This is a genomic window from Bradyrhizobium sp. BWA-3-5 (assembly GCF_032917985.1).
In the GTDB taxonomy this organism is placed as follows: domain Bacteria; phylum Pseudomonadota; class Alphaproteobacteria; order Rhizobiales; family Xanthobacteraceae; genus Bradyrhizobium.
The window spans coordinates 7,344,056-7,364,908 of the sequence record NZ_CP136626.1 but is presented as its reverse complement, the minus strand read 5'-3'; the positions used below and the strand labels follow the sequence as shown (position 1 = coordinate 7,364,908).

The window sequence follows — 20,853 nt, the reverse complement described above, 5'->3', positions numbered from 1 at the left end:
GCAAGTTGCGTGGCATCCAAGAACAAGCGACCAGGGAGAGTCCCGTGAGCGAAGTTGTAAAACTCGAGCGTCATGACGTCATTGCCATCGTCACGGTCGACAGTCCTCCGGTCAACGCGCTGAGCGCTGCGGTGCGCGGCGGCATCTTCGAATGCATGAAGAGCGCGGTTGCGGATGCTGAGGTGAAGGCGATCGTCTTGACCTGCGCCGGCCGCACCTTCATCGCCGGCGCCGACATCACCGAGTTCGGCAAGCCGCCGAAGCCCCCGGGTCTCGCTGAAGTGCTCGACCTCATGGAAAAGTCGCCGAAGCCGATCATCGCCGCCATTCACGGCACCGCGCTCGGCGGCGGCCTCGAAGTCGCGCTGGCATGCCACTATCGCGTCGCCGTCAAGGAAGCCAAGCTCGGCCTGCCCGAAGTGAAGCTGGGCCTTCTGCCCGGCGCGGGCGGCACGCAGCGGCTGCCGCGTGCGGTCGGGCCTGAGCTTGCGGTCAAGATGATCGTCGGCGGCGATCCGATCAGTGCGGCGGATGCGCTCAAGAACGGCCTGATCGAGGAGATCGTCGAGGGGCCGGCGTCGGGCGGCGAAGCCTTTGCCCGCAAGGTGCTGGCCGAGAAGCGGCCGCTGCGCAAGCTGCGCGACGACGACTCCAAGCTCGCCGCGGCGAAGGCCGATATCTCGATCTTCACCAATGCCGTCGCCGCGATGACCAAGAAGGCGAGGGGCCTGGAAGCCCCGTTCGCTGCGGCGGACGCCGTGCGCGCCGCGATCGAGCTGCCGTTCGATGAAGGTCTCAAGAAGGAGCGTGAAGGTTTTCTCAAGCTGGTCGCCAGTGACCAGTCCAAGGCGCAGCGCTATGCCTTCTTCGCCGAGCGCGAGGCCTCAAAGATCGCCGGCGTGCCCGAAGGCACCAAGCCGCGCAAGGTCGACCGCGTCGCCATCATCGGCGCCGGCACCATGGGCGGCGGTATCGCGATGTCCTTTGCCAATGCCGGTATCCCGGTCACGCTGATCGAGACCGGCGAGGAAGCGCTCAAGCGCGGCATGGGCATCATGCAGAAGAATTGGGAAGCGACCGCCGCGCGCGGCGGCATCCCGGCCGATGCGCCCGCCAAGCGCATGGCGCTGATCGACGGCAAGGTTGGCCTCGAGAACGTCAAGGACGCTGACCTTGTGATCGAAGCCGTGTTCGAGACCATGGCGGTCAAGAAGGAAGTGTTCGGCGCGCTCGACCAACACGCCAAGCCGGGCGCGGTTCTGGCGAGCAACACCTCCTACCTGAACATCGACGAGATCGCGAAGGTGACCAAGCGGCCGCAGGACGTGCTCGGCATGCATTTCTTCTCGCCCGCCAATGTCATGAAGCTGTGCGAGATCGTCCGCGCCGAGAAGACCGCTCCGGACGCACTGACGACCGCCGTTGCCATCTCGCGCAAAATCGCAAAGGTGCCGGCGGTGGTCGGCGTCTGCGACGGTTTTGTCGGCAACCGCATGCTGGCGCAGCGCGGCAAGCAGTCGGAAAAGCTGTTGTTCGAAGGCGCGCTGCCGCAGCAGGTCGACGCCGTGGTGACGAAGTTCGGCATGCCGATGGGACCGTTCGCGATGAGCGACCTCGCCGGCCTCGATATCGGCTGGCGCTCGCGGAAGGACCGCGGCATCAAGTCGGAAATCGCCGACGCGCTGTGCGAAGCCGGCCGCTTCGGCCAGAAGACCGGCAAGGGTTACTACAAATATGAGGGCGGCTCCCGCTCGCCGCTGCCCGATCCCGATGTCGAGAAGCTGATCGACGAGACCTTGCAAAAGCTCGGCAAGAAGCGCCGCGTCGTCGGCGACGACGAGATCCTCGAGCGCATGATGTACCCGATGATCAACGAGGGTGCGCGCATCCTCGAGGAGGGCATCGCTGCGCGGCCGAGCGACATCGACGTGATCTGGCTCTATGGCTACGGCTGGCCGATCTATCGCGGCGGCCCGATGTTCTACGCCGACCAGGTCGGCCTCAAGCACATCGCCGACCGTCTCTCCTATTATGCCAAGGAGACCAACGATCCCTCGCTGGAACCGGCGCCGCTGCTCAAGCGCCTAGCCGCGGAAGGCAAGACCTTTGCCTCGCTGGCGCAGGCATCGAAGGCGGCTTGATGGGGCGCCACCCTCCCTCTGCGTCGTTCCGGGACGCGCAACGCGCGGACTCGGAACCTCGAGATTTCGGGTTCGATGCTGCCGCATCGCCCCCGGAATGACGACCTCTAGAACCCTGCGAGCGGCGGCATGACCCATCCCGGCGAACAGTTCTATCCGCAAGGCGTCCGCTGGGACGAGCCCATCAAGCGCTATCCGCTGCCTGATCTGCTGTCGCAGGCCGCAGCCAGCTACGGCGCGCGCACGGCGATCGAATTCCGCGACCGGCCGATCAGCTATGCCGGGCTGGAGGACATGGTCGAAATCGCCGCGAGCGCGTTCCTGCGCGCCGGCTACGGCAAGGACACGTCTATCGCCCTGTTCCTCGGCAACACGCCCGATCACCCGATCAATTTCTTCGGTGCATTGAAGGCGGGTGCGCGCCTCGTGCATCTGTCGCCGCTCGACGGCGAGATCGCCCTGACGCACAAGCTGACCGATTCCGGCGCGCGCGTCGTCATCACCAGCAATCTCTCCGCGCTGCTTCCGACCGCCCTGAAGTTTCTCGACGAGGGACTGATCGACCGATTGATCGTCTGCGAGGACGACGAGTGGGGCAGGGCCGGCACGCCGCAAACGCCGCTGCCCAATAATCCCGCCATCATCACCTACCGGCACTTCGTGGAGGGAGTAAGCAAGCCCACTGCCTGGCCTGCCGTCGGCGTGGATGACGTTGCCCTGCTGCAATATACCGGCGGGACCACCGGGCTGCCGAAGGGCGCTATGCTCAGCCATGGCAATCTCACGGCGGCCGTCTCGATCTACGACATCTGGAGCAGACCGGTGCGTGCAGAGCGCAATGCGGTCGAACGCGTGATATGCGTGCTGCCGCTGTTCCACATCTATTCGCTCACGGTGGTGATGCTCTCCTCGCTCCGCCACGGCAACCTGGTCTCGCTGCACCAGCGCTTCGACGTCGAAGCCGTGATGCGGGACATCGAGGTGAAGCGCGCCACGATTTTTCCCGGCGTGCCGACGATGTGGATCGCCATCGCCGCGCTGCCCGATCTCGACAAGCGCGATTTCTCATCGCTGCGCACCGCCGGCTCAGGCGGCGCGCCGCTGCCGATGGAAGTCGCAAGGATTTTTGAGCGCAAGGTCGGCATGAAATTGCGGAGCGGCTGGGGCATGACCGAGACCTCTCCGGCTGGCACGGCGCATCCGGAAGATGGACCGGACAAGCCGGGCTCGGTCGGGGTGATGCTGCCCGGCATCGAGATTGACGTGGTGTCGCTGGAAGACCCGACAAAGGTGCTGCCCGTCGGAGAGTCGGGCGAACTGCGCGTCAAGGGACCGAACGTCACCAAGGGTTACTGGAATTTGCCGAAGGCAACCGCCGAGGCTTTCGTCGGCGACCGTTTCCTGACCGGCGATGTCGGCTACATGGACGCCGACGGCTATTTCTACCTGGTCGACCGCAAGAAGGACATGATCATCTCCGGCGGCTTCAACGTCTATCCGCAGATGATCGAGCAGGCGATCTACACCCATCCGTCGGTGCAGGAGGTCATCGTGATCGGCATCCCTGACGATTACCGCGGCGAATCGGCGAAAGCCTTCATCACGCTGCGCGCGGGCGCCCAGCCGTTCACCATCGATGAACTGCGCGGCTTCCTCGCGGGCAAGCTCGGCAAGCACGAGCTGCCGGCCGCCGTCGAATTCTCAGCGGAATTGCCGCGCACGCCGGTCGGCAAGCTGTCGCGCCACGAATTGCGCAAGCAGCAGAAGGCGTTGAAAGCCGCCAATGTTAAGAACATCGCTTAGCCGTAATGTAATTCGCTCACAGGAGGATCCGATGGATCTCGCTTTCACCAAGGAAGAAATCGCGTTTCGTGAAGAAGTAAGAGCCTTCTTTCGGGACAATGTGCCGCCGGAGACCCGGCGCAAGATGGTCGAGGGCCGTCATCTCTCCAAGGACGAGATGATCACCTGGTGGCGCATCCTCAACAAGAAGGGCTGGGGCGTCTCGCACTGGCCGAAGGAATATGGGGGCACGGGGTGGACCTCGGTGCAGCACTATATCTTCAACGAAGAGCTGCAGATGCACCCGGCGCCGGCGCCGCTCGCCTTCGGCGTCAGCATGGTCGGCCCGGTCATCTACACCTTCGGCAATGAGAAGCAGAAGCAGCAGTACCTGCCGCGCATCGCCAATGTCGACGACTGGTGGTGCCAGGGTTTTTCCGAGCCGGGCTCCGGATCGGACCTCGCCTCGCTCAAGACCAAGGCCGAGCGCAAGGGTGACAAGTACATCATCAACGGCCAGAAGACCTGGACGACGCTCGCCCAGCACGCCGACATGATTTTCTGCCTCTGTCGCACCGACACCAATGCGAAGAAGCAGATGGGCATCTCCTTCATCGTCTTCAGCATGAAGAGCAAGGGCGTCACAGTGCGCCCGATAGAGACCATCGACGGCGGCCATGAGGTCAACGAGGTGTTCTTCGACGACGTCGAGGTGCCGGTCGAGAACCTGATCGGCGAGGAGAACAAGGGCTGGGACTACGCAAAATTCCTGCTCGGCAACGAGCGCACCGGCATCGCCCGCGTCGGCGTCTCCAAGGAGCGGCTGCGTCGCATCAAGGACCTCGCCTCCAAGGTCGAACAGAACGGCAAGCCCGTGATCGAGGACCAGGGTTTCCGCGAGAAGCTCGCCGCCTGCGAGATCGAGCTCAAGGCGCTCGAACTCACCCAGCTTCGCGTCGTCGCCGACGAGGGCAAGCACGGCAAGGGCAAGCCCAATCCGGCGTCGTCGGTGCTGAAGATCAAGGGGTCGGAAATCCAGCAGACCACCACCGAGCTGCTGATGGAAGTCATCGGCCCGTTCGCCGCGCCCTACGACGTGCACGGCGACGACGGCTCCAACGAGACGATGGACTGGACCGCCCAGATCGCGCCGAGCTACTTCAATAACCGCAAGGTCTCGATCTACGGCGGCTCCAACGAGATCCAGCGCAACATCATCACCAAGGCGGTGCTGGGGCTGTAGGCCGCCACACAACCACTGTCGTCCCCCGCGAAGGCGGGGGACCCAGTACGCCGCGGCGGTCATGTTTACAACGGGCGCCTGCGATTACTGGATCCCCGCCTTCGCGTGGAAGAGACCGAGAACTCGGCAACGGCGTTGCCCGCATTGATTATAGAGAGAGCAAAAGAGCATGGATTTTGATTTGACCGAGGAGCAGCGGCTTCTCAAGGAAAGCATCGACGGTCTGTTGACCGACTCCTACGATTTCGATGCGCGCAAGAAGTACCAGAAAGAGAAGGGCGGCTGGAGCAAGGCTGTCTGGAACAAGCTCGCCGAGCAGGGCCTGCTGGGCCTGCCGTTCGCCGAAGACGACGGCGGCATCGGTGCCGGCGCGGTCGAGACCATGATCGTGATGGAGGCGCTCGGCAAGGCGCTGGTGCTGGAGCCGTATCTGGCGACCGTGGTGATCGGCGGCGGCTTCCTGCGCCATGGTGGTTCCGCCGAGCAGAAGACCGCGCACATCCCCGGCATTATCGACGGCAGCAAGACCTTTGCCTTTGCGCAGCTCGAGAAGAATTCGCGCTACGATCTCGGCGACGTCACCACCACGGCCAAGAAGAAGGGCGACGGCTGGGTGATCGACGGCGAAAAATTCGTCGTGCTCAACGGCGAAAACGCCGACACGTTGATCGTCACCGCGCGTACCAAGGGCGGCCGGCACGACAAGACCGGCATCGGCGTCTTCATCGTGCCGGCGAACGCCAAGGGCGTCACCCGCAAGGGCTATCCGACCCAGGACGGCCTGCACGCCGCCGACATCACCTTTACCGGCGTCGAGGTGGGCGCGGATGCTGTGGTCGGTGATCCCGAGAACGGCCTGCCGCTGATCGAACGCGTGGTCGATGAGGCCCGCACCGCGATGTGCGCCGAAGCGGTCGGCGCGATGGATGAATCGCTGAAGAGCACTGTCGAATATCTCAAGACGCGAAAGCAGTTCGGCGTGCCGATCGGCAGCTTCCAGACCCTGCAGCACCGCGCCGCCGACATGTTCGTCGCGCTGGAGCAGGCCCGCAGCATGTCGATGTTCGCGACCATGGCGGCCGATTTCGAGAACGCCAAGGAGCGCGCCACGGCGGTGGCCGCTGCCAAGGTGCAGATCGGCAAATCCGGCAAGTTCATCGGCCAGCAGTCGATCCAGCTTCATGGCGGCATCGGCATGACCCAGGAAGCCAAGATCGGCCACTACTTCAAACGGCTGACCATGATCGAAAACACCTTTGGCGACACGGATTACCATCTCCGTCGCGTCGCGGAAGGCGGGTTGGTCTGAGGCAAGCTGACTGTCATTCTCCGCGAAAGCGGGGGATCCAGTACGCGGCGGCCTATCGACTCTCGCGCCATCGTCTCTGTAGTACTGGATCGCCCGGCTAAACCGGGCGATGACGACCGAATGAATGGAATGCAGGGAGAGAACAACAATGAAAAACACCCCGTTCGATCTCACCGGAAAAGTCGCCGTCATCACCGGCTCCAGCCGCGGCATCGGCCGCTCTTCCGCGGAGCTGCTCGCCAAGCTCGGCGCAAAGGTCGTGATCTCCAGCCGGAAGGCGGACGCCTGCCATGAGGTCGCCGGGGGCATCAAGAAGGCCGGCGGCGACGCCCATGTCATTGCCTGCAACATCTCGCGCCGCGATGAAGTCGAGGCGCTGATCTCCGGCACGACACAGCATTACGGCAAGGTCGACATCCTCGTCTGCAACGCCGCGGTGAATCCCTATTACGGCCCGCTGCTCGACATCAAGGACGAAGCCTTCGACAAGATCATGGGCAGTAACGTCAAGAGCAACATCTGGCTCTGCGCGCTGGCGATCCCGCAGATGGCGGAGCGCGGCAACGGCTCGGTCGTCATCATCTCCTCGATCGGCGGCCTGCGCGGCTCGACCGTGATCGGCGCCTACGGCATCTCGAAGGCGGCGGATTTCGCGCTGTGCCGCAGCCTCGCCGGCGAATGGGGACCGAAGGGCGTCCGCGTCAATTGCGTGGCGCCGGGCCTGGTCAAGACCGATTTCGCCCGCGCGCTGTGGGAGGACCCGGAGAACCTCAAGCGCCGCACGGCAAGCACGCCGCTCCGCCGCATCGGCGAACCCGACGAGATCGCCGGCGCCGTGGCGTATCTGGCCTCCGACGCGTCCACCTTCATGACCGGCCAGACCATTGTGGTGGACGGCGGCGTGACGACGGCAGCGACGTAAGACGGTGCGCTCCCTCGCCCCGCTCTTCGCGGGGAGAGGGTTGGGGTGAGGGGCTCTCTCCGCGATTCGAGACCGTGGTTGGTCCGGTACGCCCTCACCCGGCGCTACGCGCCGACCTCTCCCGCAAGCGGGGCGAGGTTAAGAAGGGCGTCTCATTCTGCATCCTCCTTCTTCATATTGACGAACCCGGCCCAATCGGATTGCCTCTCTCCCCATCCAACAATCCTCCCCGGGGAAGCAACGTCATGTCCTTTGTGCTGGCCATCGATCAGGGCACCACATCCTCGCGCGCCATGGTGTTCCGCAGCGATATCTCCATCGCTGCCACCGCGCAGCAGGAATTCCCGCAGCATTTTCCGGCCTCGGGCTGGGTCGAGCACGAGCCGGAGGACATCTGGGCCTCGACCATGACGGTCTGCCGCCAGGCGCTAGAAAAGGCTGGCCTGAAAGCCAAGGACATCGCCGCGATCGGCATCACCAACCAGCGCGAGACCACGGTCGTGTGGGACCGCGCCACCGGGCAGGCCGTCCACCGCGCCATTGTCTGGCAGGACCGCCGCACCGCCGACATCTGCGCCAAGCTCAAGGCCGATGGACATGAGCCCACGATTTCAGCCAAGACCGGCCTGATCATCGATCCTTATTTCTCCGGAACAAAAGTCGCCTGGATCCTCGACCACGTGCCGGGCGCGCGCGAACGCGCCGGCCGCGGCGAACTAATGTTCGGCACCGTCGACTGCTATCTGCTCTGGCGGCTGACCGGCGGCAAGGTGCACGCGACCGACGCCACCAATGCCTCCCGCACGCTCCTCTTCAACATCCACACCGGTGAGTGGGACGACGATCTCCTGAAATTGCTGCGCGTGCCGCGTTCGATGCTGCCGGAGGTGAAGGACTCTTCCGCCAAGTTCGGCGACAGCGACGCGGACCTGTTCGGCGGCTCGATCGCGATATCGGGCATCGCCGGCGATCAGCAGGCCGCGACCATTGGGCAGGCCTGCTTCGAGCCCGGCATGATCAAGTCGACCTACGGCACCGGCTGCTTTGCGCTGCTCAACACCGGCACGACGCCCGTCGCCTCGAAGAACAAGCTGCTCACCACCATCGCCTATCAACTAGGCGGCGAGCGCACCTACGCACTCGAAGGCTCGATCTTCGTCGCAGGGAGTGCGGTGCAATGGCTGCGCGACGGCCTTGGCATCATCAAGCAGGCCTCCGAGACCGGCCCGCTCGCCGACAAATCCGATTCCATGCAGAGCGTCTATCTGGTGCCTGCCTTCGTCGGCATGGGCGCCCCCTACTGGAACCCGCGCGTGCGCGGCGCGCTGTTCGGCCTCACCCGCAACACCGGCCCGGCCGAGCTGGCGCATGCCGCGCTGGAAAGCGTCTGCTATCAGACCTACGACCTCCGCGAAGCGATGCGTGCCGACTGGCCCGGCGAAAAGGCCGCCAACGTGCTCCGCGTCGACGGCGGCATGACCGCCTCCGACTGGACCATGCAACGGTTGGCGGATTTGCTGGATGCTCCGGTCGATCGCCCGATGATCCAGGAGACCACGGCGCTGGGCGCGGCGTATCTCGCCGGGCTGTCAGCCGGTGTTTATCCGGAGCCCGCAAAATTCGCCGACAACTGGCGGCTCGAACATCGCTTCAAGCCCGCGATGAGTGCGGCCACGCGTGAGCGGAAGCTTAAGGGCTGGGCGAGGGCGGTGAAGGGCGTGCTGGCAAGCGACGAGGGGGAGTAGCGTCGGATGATCCTGCCCGACGGCTATTCCGACGTCCCCGCCGGCAAGGTTGCCGCCATCGTCACGCATCTGGAGATGACCGCGCGCCCCACGCCGCGCCCCGATCCTGATAAGTCCTGGACGCTGCGCCGGGTCGAGACGCCGCCGCTCGACTGGTTTCGCGATCTCTATCGCCGCATTGGCGAGGAATGGCTGTGGGTCTCACGGATCAGGATGCCCGACGCCCAGCTTGCCGCTCACCTGCATTCGCCGAAGCTCGAGGTCCATGCGCTGGTCGATGCCGGCAGCGACGAGGGCCTGCTTGAACTCGATTTCCGTGAAGCCGGCCAATGCGAGATCGTGATGTTCGGCGTCACCGCAAAGCTGGTCGGCAGCGGCGCCGGCCGCTGGCTGATGAACCGCGCGCTTGACATCGCCTGGTCGCGCCCGATCGAGCGCCTCTGGCTGCACACCTGCACCTACGACCACCCCGCCGCGCTCGCGTTCTACCAGCGCTCAGGATTTCGTCCGTTCCGGCGGCAGATCGAGGTGAGAGATGACCCGCGGCTGGACGGCACCGTGCCGCGCGAGGCCGCGCCGCATGTGCCGGTGATTGAGTGAGGCGCTAAAGCACTCTTATCGTAGGGCTGTCATCCCCGCGAAAGCGGGGATCCAGTATTCCAGAGAACTACGATAGAGCCGAGACGCCGCGGTGTACTGGATACTCCGCCTTCGCGGAGTATGACGACGTGTGCTTGGAGCGCCCGCGACCACTCTCTTCAAAACACCTCCTGCTTCGCCTTCGCCAACGAAATACCTTTGCGCTCCGACTGGAAGCCGACGGGAGTGGTTTGGGCCATCCCCCCGCTGGCTGTCAGCACCAGAATGAGTGCGCTGAGGCCTTGGAATGGAATGCAGGACATGTGTCCTCCACCATAGTCAACCTTGCGCAACATACGTAATATGTCCTTGATGTCATCATCCGCCTTGTGCGCAATGGCGCACTGGGGCGGATGATCCAGTATTCCAGAGACCTGCGAAAGAGCGGCAGCGCCGCGGCGTACTGGGTCCCCCGCCTTACGCGCGGGACGATGGTCTAGTGTGTGGAAAGGTACGAGCCATGATCCTGATCGGCCAATACGACTCTCCCTTTGTCCGACGTGTTGCCATCGCCATGCGGCTTTACGGCATCGATTTCGAGCACAAACCGTGGTCGACTTTTGGCGATGCCGACAAGATCGCGGCGTACAATCCGCTGCGCCGGGTGCCGACGCTGGTGCTGGATAGCGGCGAAGCGCTGATCGAGAGCGCGATGATTCTGGATTATCTCGACGATCGCGTCGGCGAGGGCAAGGCGATGATTGCGAGGAGCGGCGAGGCGCGCTGGAAGCATCAGCGGATCTGTGCGCTGGCGATGGGGCTCGGCGACAAGGGCGTCAGCCTGCTCTACGAGCGGGTGCTGCGCAAGGACAAGCAGCTCGATCTCTGGGTCGAGCGCTGCAAGATGCAGATCACGGGCGTGCTCGAGGTGCTGGAGAAGGAGCGCGCCCCGGTGAAGACGCCGTACTGGTCGGGTGACAGAATCGGCCATGCTGATATCGCGGTCGGCTGCGTGCTGCGCTTCGTCGGCGAGGCGCATCCCGCGCTGTTCGACGCGCGTTATCCGGCGCTGAAGGCACATTCCGAACGCTGCGAAGCGCTGCGGCCGTTCCAGGAGATCGTCCAGCCGCTGGCGCCGCCGAAGGGGTAATCAGAGGCCAAATCGGGCCGGGTTCCCAGCCCAAACCTACTGTGCATGGGGTTGTTTTCGCGACTTTTGATGGATCGGGTGCGGGAGCCATGTCTCCGGGCGGCCGCCCCCGCTTCATGCCTTCAACCGCATCGCCTCCGGCGTATCCGGCTGCGCCAGCGGATGCGCGTTTGCAAATTCCGGCAGCGCCATCGCGGTCTCGAAGATGCGCTGCACCGTCGGACAGGTCTTCAAGTCGATCTGCTGCGTGATCGCGACGGTGACGTGGCCAACCATGCAGATGTCGGCGAGCGTCGGCGCATCCCCATGGCAGAAGCGACCGGTAGCCTTGTTGTCGGCGAGATGTCCCTCCAGCGCCGCCAGTGTCTCCACGATCCAGTGCCGCCGCCAGGCCACCTGCTGCGTGTCGCGCAGGTTCAGTTCGTGATCGAGATAACGCCGCACCCGCGGCGTGAGCAGCGGATGGCCCTCGCACGCGACCATCAACGCCAGCGCGCGGACGCGGGCGCGGCCGGCGGGGTCAGCGGGCAGCAAAGGCGGGGAGGGATATTTCTCGTCGAGATATTCGAGGATGGCGAGCGACTGGAACAGCGTGGTGCCGTCATCCTCGACCAGCGCCGGCAGCGCCATCTGCGGATTGATCCTCTTGTATTCGGGGGCGCGATGCGCGCTGGCGTCGATGTCGACGAAGATCACTTCAGTCGGAACGTTTTTCAGGTTGAGCGCGATGCGAACCCGAAAGCTCGCCAGCGACCGCCAGAACGAGAAGAATTTCATAGGGCACTCTCCGGCATCATGCCCGGGCGCGATCCGGGCATCCATCACCTTTCGCGAGAGTCTTGTGAAGATGGATCACCGGGTCAAGCCCGGTGACGACGAGGTTTATTGCGGCGGCGGTGCTTCACCCTCCCCTGGAGGGGGAGGGTCGGCTCACATGGAGCGCAGCGAAATGTGAGACGGGGTGGGGTGATCTCTCCACACGGGCACTGTTCGAAATGAAGAGACCGTCACCCCACCTCGGTTCGCATTACATGCGAACCGATCCTCGCCCTCCAGGTGAGGATAAGGAGGGGTCAGCCCGCCCCCACCGCCTTTTTCCGCCAGGCCAGATGCACGGCGCAGGTGCAGCCGGGCGGGTGCGAGGTGACGTCGTTGGCGGAGGTGACGTCGTTGGCGGGCACGATCTCCGCCGCCACCGGGGCCGGCATCGCCTGCTCCTGCGAGGGAATGTAGTTCAGCACCGGGGCCAGCCAGCGCTCGGTCTCAGTGACGCTCATGCCCTTGCGCGCGGCGTAATCCTCGACCTGGTCGCGCTCGATCTTGCCGACGCCGAAATAGAAGCTTTCGGGATGGCTGAAATAGAGCCCCGAGACCGACGAGCCCGGCCACATCGCAAAGCTCTCGGTCAGTTTCACGCCGGCGGTCCTTTCCGCGTCGAGCAGGCGGAACAGCGTCGCCTTCTCGGTGTGGTCGGGCTGCGCGGGATAGCCGGGCGCGGGGCGGATGCCGGCATATTGCTCCAGGATCAACTGGTCGGAGCTCAGCGCCTCGTTCGGGGCATAGCCCCAGAACTCCTTGCGGACGCGCTGGTGCATCCGCTCGGCGAAGGCTTCTGCGAGGCGGTCGGCCAGCGCCTTGCACAGGATCGAGGAGTAGTCGTCATTGGCGTTCTTGAAGCGATCAGCGACCGCATCCTCGCCGATGCCGGCGGTGACGACGAAGCCGCCGATATAGTCAGCCACGCCGGAGGATTGCGGCGCGATGAAGTCGGACAGCGCGGCGTTGAAGCGGCCTTCGCGCTTTTCCAGCTGCTGGCGCAGCGTGTGGAGCGTCGCGATCTTCCTGGCCCGCGTATCGTCGGCATAGACCGCGATATCGTCGCCCTCGGCATTGGCCGGCCAGAAGCCGATGGTGGCGCGCGCGGTAAACCATTTCTCCTTGATGATGCGGTCCAGCATCTTGCGTGCGTCGTCATAGAGCGAACGCGCGACCTCGCCGATCTTGGGATCGTCGAGAATGGCGGGAAAACGCCCGGTCAGCTCCCAGGTCTGGAAGAACGGCGTCCAGTCGATGTATTCGGCGAGCTCCGCCAGATCATAGGCCTCAAAGCTCTTCAGCCCGAGGAACGAAGGCTTCTTCGGCGGCGTCTTGGTAAAGTCGGCCCTGACTGCATTGGCGCGGGCATCGGCGAGCTTCAGGCGCTTTTTGTCGGCCTGGGCGCGCAGGTGCGCCGCCGAAATCTTGGCGTATTCGGCGCGAATCTCGGCGGCATAGCCTTCGCGTTTGTCGGGCGACAGCAGCGAGGACGCGACGCCGACCGCGCGGCTGGCGTCGTTGACGTGCACCACTGGCCCGCCCGGATAGTTCGGATCGATCTTTACAGCGGTATGCACGCGGCTCGTGGTGGCGCCGCCGATCAGCAGCGGCATCTTCATGCCCTGCCGCTCCATCTCGCCGGCCAGAAAGCTCATCTCGTCGAGCGAGGGCGTGATCAGGCCTGATAGCCCGATGATATCGGCGCCTTCCGCCTTGGCGGTCTCGATGATCTTGGTGGCCGGCACCATGACGCCGAGGTCGATCACCTCGAAATTGTTACACTGCAGGACGATGCCGACGATGTTCTTGCCGATGTCGTGGACGTCGCCTTTCACGGTGGCAAGCACGATCTTGCCGGCGGCGCTGCGGCCGTCGCCGGTCACGCCATTGGCAAGGTTGCGCGCCTTCTCTTCTTCCATGAACGGCATCAGATAGGCGACCGCCTGTTTCATCACGCGGGCGGATTTCACGACCTGCGGCAGGAACATCTTGCCGTCTCCGAAGAGGTCGCCGACGATGTTCATGCCGGCCATCAGCGGGCCTTCGATCACGTTCAGCGGCCGCTCGACCGTTTTGCGCGCGGCCTCGGTGTCCTCCTCGATGAATTCGGTGATGCCGTGCACCAGCGCGTGGCTGAGCCGCTTCTCGACCGGCCATTCGCGCCAGGCCAGATCCTGCTCCTTGCTCTGCTTCTCCTTGCCACGGAATTTTTCCGCCAAAGCGAGCAGCCGCTCCGATGCGCCGGGATCGCGGTTGAGGATGACGTCCTCGCACACCTGCCGCAATTCAGGGTCGATGTCGTCATAGACGATCATCTGCCCGGCATTGACGATGCCCATGTCCATGCCAGCGTGAATGGCATGATACAGGAACACCGAATGCATCGCTTCGCGCACCGGCTCGTTGCCGCGGAACGAGAATGAGAGATTGGAGACGCCGCCGGAAACATGCGCGCCCGGCAGGTTCTGCCGGATCCAGCGCGTCGCCTCGATGAAATCGACGCCGTAATTGTTGTGCTCTTCCAGGCCCGTTGCGATCGCGAAGATGTTCGGGTCGAAGATGATGTCCTCAGGCGGGAAGCCGACCTCGCCAACCAGGATGTCGTAGGCGCGCTTGCAGATTTCCGTCTTACGCGCGAATGTATCGGCTTGGCCGACCTCGTCGAACGCCATCACCACGACCGCCGCGCCATGGCGGCGCGCGATGCGGGCCTCGTGGATGAATTTCTCCACGCCCTCCTTCATCGAGATCGAGTTCACGACCGGCTTGCCTTGCACGCATTTCAGGCCGGCCTCGATCACGTTGAACTTCGAGGAGTCCACCATGACAGGCACGCGGGCGATGTCGGGCTCGGCGGCAACGAGGTTGAGGAAGGTGACCATCGCGGCTTCGGAGTCGAGCAAACCCTCGTCCATGTTGACGTCGATAATCTGGGCGCCGTTCTCGACCTGGTCGCGCGCCACCTGCAGCGCTGCGGTATAGTCGCCCGCGGTGATCAGCTTGCGGAATTTCGCCGAGCCGGTGACGTTGGTGCGCTCGCCGACGTTTACGAACGGAATCGCGGGCGTCAGTTCGAACGGCTCGAGGCCCGACAGCCGCAGCCGCGGCTCGATGGTCGGAACGACGCGCGGCTTGTGCGGAGCGACCGCCGCGGCGATCGCGGCGATATGATCCGGCGTGGTGCCGCAGCAGCCGCCGACGATATTGACGAGACCGGCCTCGGCGAACTCGCCGATCAGCCGCGCCATATATTCCGGCGTCTCGTCATACTGGCCGAACTCGTTGGGCAGACCGGCATTTGGATAAGCGCAGACCAGCGTGTCGGCGACGCGGCCGATATCGGCGATATGGGCGCGCAGATCCTCGGCGCCGAGCGCGCAATTGAAGCCGACGGTAACCGGCTTGGCGTGACGGATCGAATTCCAGAACGCTTCCGGCAACTGGCCCGAGAGCAGGCGGCCGGATTTGTCGGTGATGGTGCCTGAGATCATCACGGGCACGTCGATACCGCGTTCTTCCGTAATCTCCGAAATCGCGTAGAGCGCCGCCTTGGCGTTCAGCGTGTCAAAAATGGTTTCGACCAATAGCAGATCGGCGCCACCGTCCAAGAGGCCGTTGACCTGTTCGCCATAGGCCTTGCGCAGATCGTCGAAAGTGACGGCGCGATAGCCGGGGTTGGCGACATCGGGCGAGATTGAAGCCGTGCGGTTGGTTGGACCAAGCGCGCCGGCAACGAACCGCGGCTTGCCATCCTCGGCGCTGACACGCTCGGCGGCAGCGCGCGCGAGTCGCGCGCCGTCGCGGTTCAGCTCATAGGCAAGGTCCGACATGTCGTAGTCGGCCTGTGCAATCGAGGTCGAGGAGAAGGTGTTGGTGGCGACGATGTCGGCGCCAGCGCGCAAGTACGCGGCGTGGATGTCCTCGATCGCCTTCGGCTGCGTCAGGATCAGCAGGTCGTTGTTGCCGCGGACGTCACGGTGGAAGTCTGCAAAGCGCTCGCCGCGAAACGCTGTTTCGTCGAACTGCAGGCCCTGGATCATGGTGCCCATGGCGCCGTCGAGCACCAGGATGCGCTCGCGCGCGGCGGCGAGCAGGGCGGTTCGCTTCGGTGAAACTGTTACGCTCATCGGATCAGGCGGCTTTCTGTGCGCCATTGGGACGGATCCCCAGCAAATGGCTGATCGCGAACACGAGGTCGGCGCGGTTCATGGTGTAGAAGTGGAAGGTGTCGACGCCGTGCTTGGCGAGCTTTTGCACCTGGCCGGCCGCCACGGTGGCGGCGACGAGCTTGCGGGTCTCGGCATCGTTATCGAGACCTTCGAATTTGTCGGCGAGCCAGTCCGGCACCGTGGTGCCGGCGCGGGTCACGAAGCCGCGTGCCTGCTTGAAATTGTGCATCGGCATGATGCCGGGTACGATCGGAATATCGATGCCACGCGCACGGACGCGATCGAGATATCGGAAGTAGAGGTCGTTATCGAAGAACACCTGCGTGATGGCGCGGGCCGCGCCGGCGTCGACCTTGGCCTTCAGCGTGTCGATATCGGTATCGATGGTCCGGCTTTCTGGATGCTTCTCCGGATAGGCCGACACCGAAATTTCGATATCGGGATAGCGCTTCTTGATGCCCTCGATCAGATCAGGTGAGCTCTGATAGCCGTCGGGATGCGCATGATAGGGCGTGCCGATGCCGGTGGTGGGATCGCCGCGCAGCGCCACGATATGGCGGACGCCGATCTCGTGATAGCGCGCCACCACCTCGTCGATCTCACCCTTTGGCGCGCCGACGCAGGTCAGGTGCGCCGCCGGGACCAGGCTGGTCTCCTTGAGGATGCGGGCAATGGTCGAATGAGTCCGCTCGCGGGTCGATCCGCCGGCGCCATAGGTCACCGAGACGAAATTGGGGGCCAGCGGGGCCAGGCGGTTGATGGTCTCCCACAGGCTGCGCTCCATCTCCTCGGTCTTGGGCGGAAAGAACTCGAAAGAAATTTTCGGCGAATGGAGCGCGCGATGGCCGTCGAAAGCAGGGGACGTAATCTCGGTCATGGCACTCACAAGCTCCAAAAGGATGGGCGGGCGTCTGGCGTAGTGGTGAGGAAGCTAAAATAGGCCAAACAGGTCCGTTCAAACAGCCCATTGGGTATGGGAAGTAGCCCAATAGGTGCGAAATATCTGCTGCACTGGTCTTATCGAGATCTGTAGTGGGCCAAGTTCGTGTATATATTTATGTAGTATATTCAATTATATATAGATGATATCAGCCCGAATGGGTGGTCTCTTATGCGGTGGGCAGGTTCGATTGTTCTGAATTTGTCATATTTCGTCCCAAAGTTTGCCGTCCCTTTCCTCACAGGCGCGGGCCTGATCTGCGCAGGTCGGCCCTTTGTCGCTCTCATCGGCCGCATTAGCTTAGGCCGATGATCCCGCTTTCCGTCCTCGACCTCTCCGTCGTCACCACAGGCACCCGTCCGGCCCACGCGCTGCGCAACAGCATCGACCTGGCGCGCCATGTCGATGAGCTCGGCTATGTCCGCTACTGGCTCGCCGAGCACCACAATCTGGCGTCGGTGGCGAGCCCCGCGCCCGACCTGATGATCGGCCAGATCGCGGCGGTGACCAAAAACATCCGCGTCGGCTCCGGCGGCGTGATGCTGCCCAACCATGCGCCGCTGGTGGTGGCCGAGCGCTTCAAGATGTTGGAGGCGCTGTTTCCCGGCCGTATCGATCTCGGCCTTGGCCGCGCGCCCGGCACTGACGGCGCCACCGCGCACGCGCTGCGCAGCCGGCTCGACCGCCGCGACGGCGACGATTTTCTCGAACGGCTCAGCGAACTGGTGCTGTGGGAAACCCGCGGTTTTCCGGAAGGACACCCCTACAACAACGTAGTGGCGATGCCCGACGACACGCCGCTGCCGCCGATCTGGCTGCTCGGCTCGTCCGATTACAGTTCGGAATTGGCAGCGCAGGTCGGCATGGGCTTCGCCTTTGCGCACCATTTCGCGTCCTATGACGCGGTCGCGGCGATGACCAATTACCGCAGTCACTTCAAGTCATCTGGCTGGCGGGACACCCCACACGGTATCCTCGCCGTCGCAGCGGTTGCCGCCGAAACCGACGCGGAGGCCGAGAAGCTCGCATCCTCAATGGACCTCAACCGCCTGCGCCGCGACCGCGGACAATATCTGCCGCTGCCGAGCGTCGAGGAAGCGCTGGCCTATCATTATTCGGATGCCGAGCGCGCTTCGGTGATGCGCAACCGCTCGCGGCTGTTTGTCGGCAGCCCGGCGACCATCATGACAAAGCTGCAGCCGATGATCGCGGCCAGCCAGCCGGATGAACTGATGATCATCACCGCCGTCTACGATCACGACGCGCGCAAGAAGTCGTATAGTCTGCTGGCGGATGCATTCGGGCTGGCGAAGAAGGTAGCGGCATAGCGGCTCTCGTGCCCCGGACGCAGTGCAGCGCGCCGCTATGCGGCGTGATGCGCTGCAGAGCGGGGGCCCAGCCTGCGGCACGATAGGTCCCGGCTCTGCGGAGCAGCGCGAAGCGCTGCGCCGCGTCCGGGACACGAAATCATTCCTGCTTCTCGGAAAACGTCGCGCGGAACGGATGGGCCGGGTAGACGCCGACGATGCGGAATTCGCGCGAGAAGAATTTCAATTCCTCGAGCGCGAAGGCGAGGCCCTTGTCGTCGGGATGGCCGTCGACGTCGGCATAGAACTGCGTCGCGAAGAAATTACCGTCGACCATGTAGCTTTCGAGCTTGGTCATGTTGACGCCGTTGGTGGCAAAGCCGCCGAGCGCCTTGTAAAGCGCGGCGGGCAAATTGCGCACCCGGAAAACAAAAGTCGTGACCAGCGGCCCGGAGCCCTGCTTGGCCCAGTCAGCCTCGCGCGCCAGCACCACGAAGCGCGTGGTGTTGTGGGCCTCGTCCTCGACGTCCTCGGCCAGGATGTCGAGCCCGTAGATCTGCGCTGCCAGGCGAGACGCAATCGCGGCCACCGTCTTGTCCTTGCGCTCGGCAACGTCGCGGGCGCTGCCGGCGGTATCGGCTGCGACGACCGGCTTGATGCCGAGCTTGCGGATGATGCGGCGGCACTGGCCGAGTGCGTGGACGTGGCTTTCCACCGTCTTGATGTCCGAGAGCTTGCTCCCCTTCGGCGCCATCAATTGGTGGCGGACCGGCAGAAACCATTCGCCGACGATGAACAGGCCGGAGGCGGGCAGCAAATGATGGATGTCGGCTACGCGGCCGGCGACCGAATTCTCGATCGGGATCATGCCGAGATCGGCCTCGCCCGAGGAAATGGCCGACAGCGCGTCCTCGAAGGTCGCGCACGGCATCGGTTCGGCGTCGGGATAGGCCTCGACGATGGCGATATGGGAATTGGCGCCAGGCTCGCCCTGGAATGCGATTTTGAGCTTTTTGGTCATGCGGTCTTTCCTGGCGGGCCTTTTAGCAGCGGCTCAGACTTTGGCCAGTATCTTGCGGGCGGTTTCGAGGTCGTCCGGGGTATCGACGCCGAGGGGGACCGAATTGACGATGGCCCCATCGATTCTCATGCCGGCTTCCAGCGCCCGAAGCTGCTCCAGCTTTTCCCGCTTTTCCAGGACGGACGGGGGCAGCTTGACGAAGCGTTCCAGCGCCTCCCGGCGATAGGCATAGAGCCCAATGTGATGATAACGCGGGCCATCGCCGTAAGGCGCCGTGGCGCGGGTAAAATACAGCGCTCGGAGTCGCTGGCCGCTGGTCGGCGACCCGATCAGCTTCACCACGCTGGGATTGGCGTGCTCTTCCTCCCGCCGGATTTCAGCAGCCAGCGTTCCGATGTCGACCTCGGGATCGTCGAGCAGTGCGACCGCGGCGCGGATATCCGCAGGGGGGATGGTCGGCAGATCGCCCTGGACGTTGACCACGACCTCGATTTTGCCGCCGGCGTCGAGCGCCCTCAGCGCCTCGTAGATGCGGTCCGAGCCCGAGGGGTGTTCCGGGCTGGTCATGACCGCCTCGCCGCCATGCGCCGTCACCGCGTCGGCGATCTCGACCGTATCGGTTGCCACCGCCACACGCCCGATATTGGCCTCCTCGGCCCGCCGCAGCACATGCACGATCATCGGGAGGCCCGCGATATCGAGCAGCGGCTTGCCGGGCAGCCGGGTGGCGGCCATCCGAGCCGGAATCAGCACCAAAATACGGGAATCGGTCATCGTCTGAGGGCCCGGTCGGATGAGCGGATTTGATGGGGATGAGGCGGAATTCGGCGCGTTTATACGGGTTGCCAGAGCCCGGGCAAACCGATATCTCAAGCCCTGCTGAGGGTGCGGCGCAAAAGGCTGATTCCTCACGCCCACCCGCGGCCGCCTCACCGGCCTTCAGTCGATCTTCCCGGCCTGGAGCCTGATCCGTTATGGACTCCTTCGAACTCAACAAGATTCTCGGCGCCATCCTGGCTACCTGCATTCTCGTCCTGGTGACGAGCTTTGCCGCCCATGCGATTTTCACCCCCAAGCCGCTGGAGAAGCCGGGCTTCGAGATCGCCGTGAAGGAAGACACTTCGCACGGTGGCGCCAAGGAAGCCGCCGCTCCCGCCGAGCCGATCGAAAAGCTGTTGCAGACCGCCTCGGTCGAGAAGGGCGCTGCCGCGGCCAAAAAGTGCGGCGCCTGCCACACCTTCGAGAAGGGCGGCCCGAACCGCGTCGGCCCTAACCTCTATGGCGTCGTCAACGAGCCAAAGGGCCAAGGCCATGGCGGATTCAATTTCTCGGCGGCCATGAAGAGCAAGGGCGGCAACTGGACCTTTGACGATCTCAACAAGTTCCTCACCAACCCCAAGGCCTTCGTGCCGGGCACGGCCATGGGTTTCGCCGGCATCCCGAAGGATAGCGAGCGCGCAGACGTCATCGCCTATTTGAATTCGCTGTCCGACCATCCGGCGCCGATACCGACCGCGGCGAAGTAGGATATCCGCCAGTCGGTCATGGACCTTGCGGCGACATCACGGCCAGGCATTGCCTGGCCGTTTCGCTTATCGGGGATCACATCATGGCTAGCGGAGTTGTTACCGGGACTTTTCGCCGCAGCGCCGGTGTTCCCAAGCTGCTATCATGAGGAAAAAGCAACGTAATTGGTCGAACCCTTGCCTTATATTGGGTGCTGGCTAGC

Annotated in this window: 16 protein-coding genes; 10 read left to right on the top strand and 6 right to left on the bottom strand. The window is 64.0% G+C overall.

Translation table 11 applies throughout. The features are described 5' to 3' along the window. The first annotated feature begins 44 nt into the window (after positions 1-44). The 7 genes from RX331_RS35405 to RX331_RS35375 all read left to right on the top strand — a co-directional run bounded on the left by RX331_RS35405 (position 45) and on the right by RX331_RS35375 (position 9,742). Positions 45-2,141, top strand: coding sequence for a 3-hydroxyacyl-CoA dehydrogenase NAD-binding domain-containing protein (locus tag RX331_RS35405; RefSeq protein ID WP_317254197.1), 2,097 nt, complete (start codon positions 45-47; stop codon positions 2,139-2,141). A 129-nt stretch (positions 2,142-2,270) separates the two neighbouring features. After that, the gene (gene pimA, locus RX331_RS35400; RefSeq protein ID WP_317254196.1) at positions 2,271-3,944 is read left to right on the top strand and encodes a dicarboxylate--CoA ligase PimA; all 1,674 of its coding nucleotides are present in this window, start codon (positions 2,271-2,273) and stop codon (positions 3,942-3,944) included. Between the two features lie 31 nt (positions 3,945-3,975). After that, a complete protein-coding gene (pimC, locus tag RX331_RS35395) occupies positions 3,976-5,166 on the top strand; it encodes a pimeloyl-CoA dehydrogenase large subunit (protein ID WP_317254195.1) in 1,191 nt (396 codons plus the stop codon). 169 nt (positions 5,167-5,335) lie between these two features. Then, positions 5,336-6,475, top strand: a complete 1,140-nt coding sequence (gene pimD / locus RX331_RS35390) for a pimeloyl-CoA dehydrogenase small subunit (protein ID WP_317254194.1) — start codon at positions 5,336-5,338, stop codon at positions 6,473-6,475. Between the two features lie 148 nt (positions 6,476-6,623). After that, the gene (locus RX331_RS35385) at positions 6,624-7,397 is read left to right on the top strand and encodes an SDR family oxidoreductase (RefSeq protein WP_317254193.1); all 774 of its coding nucleotides are present in this window, start codon (positions 6,624-6,626) and stop codon (positions 7,395-7,397) included. 245 nt (positions 7,398-7,642) lie between these two features. After that, the gene (glpK, locus tag RX331_RS35380; RefSeq protein WP_317254192.1) at positions 7,643-9,142 is read left to right on the top strand and encodes a glycerol kinase GlpK; all 1,500 of its coding nucleotides are present in this window, start codon (positions 7,643-7,645) and stop codon (positions 9,140-9,142) included. 6 nt (positions 9,143-9,148) lie between these two features. Further along, positions 9,149-9,742: a GNAT family N-acetyltransferase gene (locus RX331_RS35375; RefSeq protein ID WP_317254191.1), complete on the top strand. Its 594-nt coding sequence runs from the start codon at positions 9,149-9,151 to the stop codon at positions 9,740-9,742. A 158-nt stretch (positions 9,743-9,900) separates the two neighbouring features. On the opposite strand, the gene RX331_RS35370 is transcribed toward RX331_RS35375, so the two are convergent. After that, on the bottom strand, positions 9,901-10,077 hold the full coding sequence (locus RX331_RS35370; RefSeq protein WP_317254190.1) for a hypothetical protein: 177 nt from the start codon (positions 10,075-10,077) through the stop codon (positions 9,901-9,903). Between the two features lie 164 nt (positions 10,078-10,241). On the opposite strand from RX331_RS35370, the gene RX331_RS35365 reads away from it, so the two are divergent. Continuing rightward, a complete protein-coding gene (locus tag RX331_RS35365) occupies positions 10,242-10,871 on the top strand; it encodes a glutathione S-transferase family protein (RefSeq protein ID WP_317254189.1) in 630 nt (209 codons plus the stop codon). A gap of 114 nt (positions 10,872-10,985) precedes the next feature. Here RX331_RS35365 and maiA read toward each other — a convergent pair whose 3' ends face one another. From maiA to metF, 3 genes are all read right to left on the bottom strand, one after another. Continuing rightward, positions 10,986-11,648 (bottom strand): maleylacetoacetate isomerase, encoded by a 663-nt coding sequence (maiA, locus tag RX331_RS35360; protein ID WP_317254188.1) that lies wholly within the window; start codon positions 11,646-11,648, stop codon positions 10,986-10,988. A gap of 296 nt (positions 11,649-11,944) precedes the next feature. Continuing rightward, the gene (gene metH / locus RX331_RS35355; RefSeq protein WP_317258317.1) at positions 11,945-15,814 is read right to left on the bottom strand and encodes a methionine synthase; all 3,870 of its coding nucleotides are present in this window, start codon (positions 15,812-15,814) and stop codon (positions 11,945-11,947) included. Positions 15,815-15,818: 4 nt separating this feature from the next. Further along, the gene (gene metF / locus RX331_RS35350; protein WP_317254187.1) at positions 15,819-16,733 is read right to left on the bottom strand and encodes a methylenetetrahydrofolate reductase [NAD(P)H]; all 915 of its coding nucleotides are present in this window, start codon (positions 16,731-16,733) and stop codon (positions 15,819-15,821) included. Positions 16,734-17,104: 371 nt separating this feature from the next. Here metF and RX331_RS35345 point away from each other — a divergent pair, with 371 nt between their 5' ends. Next, a complete protein-coding gene (locus RX331_RS35345) occupies positions 17,105-18,124 on the top strand; it encodes an LLM class flavin-dependent oxidoreductase (RefSeq protein ID WP_317254186.1) in 1,020 nt (339 codons plus the stop codon). Between the two features lie 139 nt (positions 18,125-18,263). Here RX331_RS35345 and RX331_RS35340 read toward each other — a convergent pair whose 3' ends face one another. Both RX331_RS35340 and RX331_RS35335 read right to left on the bottom strand, forming a co-directional pair. Further along, a complete protein-coding gene (locus RX331_RS35340) occupies positions 18,264-19,124 on the bottom strand; it encodes a prephenate dehydratase (RefSeq protein ID WP_317254185.1) in 861 nt (286 codons plus the stop codon). A gap of 33 nt (positions 19,125-19,157) precedes the next feature. Continuing rightward, positions 19,158-19,898, bottom strand: a complete 741-nt coding sequence (locus RX331_RS35335; RefSeq protein ID WP_317254184.1) for a 3-deoxy-manno-octulosonate cytidylyltransferase — start codon at positions 19,896-19,898, stop codon at positions 19,158-19,160. 200 nt (positions 19,899-20,098) lie between these two features. On the opposite strand from RX331_RS35335, the gene RX331_RS35330 reads away from it, so the two are divergent. Next, the gene (locus RX331_RS35330) at positions 20,099-20,650 is read left to right on the top strand and encodes a cytochrome c family protein (RefSeq protein WP_317254183.1); all 552 of its coding nucleotides are present in this window, start codon (positions 20,099-20,101) and stop codon (positions 20,648-20,650) included. Positions 20,651-20,853 lie beyond the last annotated feature (203 nt).